The following is a 3,994-nucleotide window of genomic DNA, read 5'->3' as shown; positions in this document are numbered from 1 at the left end:
GAACAGGAACGACGTCACGTAAAAGGTGCCGACCAGCATGGCGAGATTGATGACCGCGCCGATGCCGTATTTGCCGATGGTGAAGGCCATGGCGCCGAAGGCACCGATGGGGGCGGCCTTCATCAGCACGCTGACCAGCTTGAAGATCGGCGTCGTCAGTGCCTGCAGGAAGTTGAGCACGGGCATGCCCTTGTCGCCGACCAGCGCCAGCGCGATGCCGAACAGCACCGAGAAGAACAGCACCTGCAGGATGTCGCCGTCGGCGAAGGCGCCGACGATGGTCGACGGGATGATGTTCATCAGGAACCCGGTGACCGACTGATCGTGCGCCTTGGCGGCGTAGGTGTTGACGGTCGAGGCGTCGAGCGTCGCCGGGTCGATGTTGAAGCCGGCGCCCGGCTGCACGACATTGGCGACGACAAGGCCGATGATCAGCGCCAACGTCGAAAAGGTGAGGAAATAGAGCATCGCCTTGCCGGCAACACGCCCGACCTTCTGCAGGTCGCTCATGCCGGCAATGCCCGTTGTCACGGTCAGGAAGATGACCGGGGCGATGATCATCTTGACCAGCTTGATGAAGGCGTCGCCGAGCGGCTTCATGCTCTCGCCGACCGACGGATAGAAATGGCCGAGCAGGATGCCGACGGTGATCGCGACGAGCACCTGCACGTAGAGTTGGGCATAGAAAGGTTTGCGCTGCGCGGCAAGCGCGCCTGATTGGTCTGCGATGTGCATCGAACTCTCCCTGGCCGGATGGGCGAAAACGGATCGCCTGCGTGACTTCTCCCATCGCGGCGCTCCGGTCGCACGCCGCTGAAAACAGTTTTGCAAGCGTCGTGCCAGATCGGGGAAAGGCCGGAATCGCGGATTTCCGCCTTTGTCAGAGGTCGCGCGGACAATACTTGTGCGGATTTCCGCACAAGTGGCGTTTGCCTGGGCGGATTTTCGCATTACACTGACCGGAAAGCCGCGAAGAAAAGGGAGAGGGCAGACGCCGCAGGCAGGCACCGATAGCGAATCCCAAGGGTTTGCCGGCCGTGAGTTGCTGCGCGAGGCGGTGGCCCGGCTGCGCGACGGCCGCTGGCTTGCCGTGGTCGCAGCCCTTGCCGTCCTGGCTGGCGCGATCGCCATCGCCGGGCGCATCGCCTCCGGCCAGGCGGCCGACAATCTGCGCGACACAGCACTTGCCGCTCTGCCGCTGGCGGCGGGAACGCTGACCGGCGAAATCGAAAAGCAGCGCCTGGTTCCCTTGGTGCTGGCCCGCGACGATGCTGTGCGGGGCGCGCTGCGCCGGGCCGGGAAGATGCAAGAAGCGGCCCTCAACGACAAGCTCAAGGCGATTGCCGGCGATGCCTCGGCCTCCGCCATCTATGTCATCGATACGGCAGGCATCGCCATATCAGCCAGCAATGCCGGCGAACCGACCAGCTTTGTCGGCATCGACTATAATTTCCGGCACTATTTTCAGGAGGCGATGGCGAAAGGTGCTGCCAGCCAATATGGCCTCGGCACGATCAGCGGACGGCCGGGACTCTACCTTTCGAGCCGCGTCGACGATAACGGCAAGCCGCTTGGCGTTGCGGTGTTGAAGGTCGAGCTCGACGGCGTCGAGGCAAATTGGCGTTCCAGCGGTTTCCTTGTCTTTGTCACCGATGAACGAGGCGTCGTGCTGGCCACCAGCCAGCCCGACTGGCGGTTTCGTGCGCTGGCACCACTGTCGGCCGAGGACGTGGCCGCCGCCCATGAGCAACTGCAATTGGCCGATGCTGCCTTCGAGCCGCTGCCGTTCAGACGCGGCGCCGGCGATGGCCTGGCGACGATCGACAACGCCGGAAAACCACGCCAGTTCGTCGAGGTGGTGCAGGATTTGCCCGGTGCAGTCCCAGGCTGGCGTCTGTGGCTGCTGACGCCCGCCGACGCTGCTCTCTCCTCGGCCGCCAATACGGCGCGCCTGACCACGCTCCTGGGCTTGCTGCTTCTAGGCTTGATTGCCTACGTGCTGACCCGGCGCCGGCGAACGCGCAGGCTGCGGCAGGAAGCGCTGGCGCGCATGAATGCCGAGCTCGAAAGCCGGGTCAGCACGCGAACGGCCGAGCTGACGCGCTCCAACACCGCACTTGCCGGCGAAATCGCCGAGCGCGAGAATGCCGAAGCCAAGGTCCGCCGACTGCGCGACGATCTCGCCCAGGCCAACCGGCTTTCCATCCTCGGCCAGATCGCCGCCGGCGTGGCGCATGAGATCAACCAGCCGGTCGCCGCCATCCGCACCTATGCGGAGAATGCAGGTCGTTTTCTGGACAGCGGCAAGACCGGATCGGCCAGCGGCAATCTGACATCGATCGTTTCGATGACCGAACGCATCGGCGCGATCACCGGCACCTTGCGCACTTTCGCCCGCCGGCCGGGCGTCGCCGCTTCGCCGCTGCCGGTGCGCGAGGCGATCGACGGCGCGCTGTCGCTGCTGTCAGGCCGCATACGCGATTCCGGCGTCACCATCGTCAGGCCGCGCGGCAATGCCTCGCCGGTGGTCATGGCGAGCCGCATCCGGCTGGAGCAGATCCTGGTCAATCTTTTGCAAAATGCATTGGACGCGATGAAGGACCAGCCCGATCCGCGCATCGAGATCGAACTCGCCGAGCGCGGTGATCGAGTGCTGATTTCGGTGCGCGACAATGGACCCGGCCTTGGTCCGGAGGCGGCCGGCAATCTGTTCATGCCGTTCCAGACCACCAAGGAGAAGGGGCTTGGCCTGGGGCTGGTGATCTCGCAGGAGATCGCCCAGGAATTGGGCGGCACGCTGCGGCTCGATCCCGGCAATGGCAGCGGCGCATCCTTCACCATCGATTTGAGGCGAATTGAATGACAGACGGATCAGGGCTGGTCGCGCTCGTCGACGACGATGCGGACCTCCTTCACGCCACCACGCAATTGCTCGAGCTTGCCGGCTTCACGGTGGTCGCACTCGACGCCGCCGAGGCAGCACTTGCCGTCGTCGACAGGAATTTCGAGGGCGTCGTCGTCAGCGATATCCGCATGCCAGGCATGAATGGTCTGCAGCTGTTCGATCGCATCAAAGCGATCGACGCGGATATACCGGTGATCCTGGTTACCGGGCATGGCGACGTCGATCTCGCTGTGGCCGCGCTCAAGGACGGCGTTTACGATTTCATTCCGAAACCCTATGCCGGAGAACGCCTTGTCGAGGCGCTGAAACGGGCGAGTGAGAAGCGGCGGCTGGTGATGGAAAACCGGCGGCTGCGCGAAGCCGCGGCATTGGCCGCCGACGGCCTGCCGCTGATCGGCGAGGCGCCTGCCATCAAGCGGTTGCGCGAGACCTTGCGCCAGATCGCCGACATGGATGTCGATGTGCTGGTCGAGGGAGAAACGGGAACCGGCAAGGAAGTGGTGGCGGACCTCCTGCACCGATGGGGGCGGCGGCGCGCAAAACCCTTCGTCGCGCTGAATTGCGGCGCTCTGCCGGAGACGGTCATAGAGAGCGAGTTGTTCGGCCACGAGGCTGGCGCGTTCACCGGCGCGCAGCGGCGGCGGATTGGCAGCATCGAGCATTCGAGCGGCGGCACGCTGTTTCTCGACGAGATCGAATCCATGCCGCCTGCGCTCCAGGTCAAGCTGCTGCGCGTGCTCGAAACGCGCAGCCTCACGCCGCTTGGCTCGAACGAGATACGGCGCATCGATCTCAGGGTCGTCGCAGCGACCAAGGTCGATCTCGGGCGGCCGGACCAGCGCGGCGATTTTCGCGAGGATCTGTATTTTCGCCTCAACGTGGTGACGCTGCGCATTCCGCCGCTACGTGAACGCCGCGGCGATATCCCGATGCTGTTCGGGCATTTCCTCGGCAAGGCGGCCGAACGGTTTGGCCGGCCTGTCGCCAAAGTGAATGCAGCCGTCAGCGATCATCTCCAGTCGCATGACTGGCCGGGCAATGTGCGCGAGCTCGCCCATTTCGCCGATCGCGTCGCGCTCGGTCTCGGCC

3 protein-coding genes are annotated in these 3,994 nt (G+C 64.7%); 2 read left to right on the top strand and 1 reads right to left on the bottom strand.

What is annotated here, in order from left to right:
- Positions 1-735: cation:dicarboxylase symporter family transporter (locus EN969_RS20135; protein WP_127419333.1), on the bottom strand; the 735-nt coding region annotated here is incomplete at its 3' end.
- Between the two features lie 169 nt (positions 736-904).
- Between EN969_RS20135 and EN969_RS20130 the strand changes: the two genes are divergently transcribed.
- Together EN969_RS20130 and EN969_RS20125 are read left to right on the top strand one after the other, a co-directional pair.
- The gene (locus EN969_RS20130) at positions 905-2,863 is read left to right on the top strand and encodes a sensor histidine kinase (protein WP_063167595.1); all 1,959 of its coding nucleotides are present in this window, start codon (positions 905-907) and stop codon (positions 2,861-2,863) included.
- A partial coding sequence (locus tag EN969_RS20125) for a sigma-54 dependent transcriptional regulator (RefSeq protein ID WP_164758365.1) occupies positions 2,860-3,994 on the top strand: 1,135 nt, incomplete at its 3' end. The genes EN969_RS20130 and EN969_RS20125, both read left to right, overlap by 4 nt.

It is taken from the genome of Mesorhizobium sp. M7A.F.Ca.CA.003.01.2.1 (assembly GCF_003998945.1).
Lineage (GTDB): Bacteria > Pseudomonadota > Alphaproteobacteria > Rhizobiales > Rhizobiaceae > Mesorhizobium > Mesorhizobium ciceri.
Note: the sequence above shows the minus strand (reverse complement) of the source record. Positions and strands in the feature narration are given on the sequence as shown.